The organism is Neisseria oralis (assembly GCF_045062685.1).
Classification (GTDB): Bacteria; Pseudomonadota; Gammaproteobacteria; order Burkholderiales; family Neisseriaceae; genus Neisseria; species Neisseria oralis.
Map to the genome: position 1 here is coordinate 1 of NZ_JBJGEB010000054.1, position 276 is coordinate 276.

1 protein-coding gene is annotated in these 276 nt (G+C 42.0%); it reads right to left on the bottom strand.

The features are described from left to right. Nucleotides 1-276, bottom strand: a 276-nt coding sequence (locus tag ACI43T_RS12055; RefSeq protein WP_405387355.1) for a hypothetical protein, incomplete at both ends; no start/stop codon positions are given.

Consider the following 276-nt stretch of genomic DNA (forward strand, 5'->3'; position numbering starts at 1 on the left):
TTCCTAACTCATTCACCCAACGCACATTCGCGTGAGGTTTGTAAGTCAGACCAATATCCCACTCAAAACCAAAATCCTTTTTAAAGTCTGCAGAGCCTGTTGGATTCGCAATCAAGTTTGCGTAAGTGAAGTTGTTATGAAAATCCCAACGTTCGTTCCAATGATAGTTAATCCGCGGTGAAATATAAACCGCATTGCTAACACCCTCATCATCAATAGAGTTCGCTACATTGTGAGTCGTCGACTCTTGATACATACCCGTACGCAAGAAGTCTT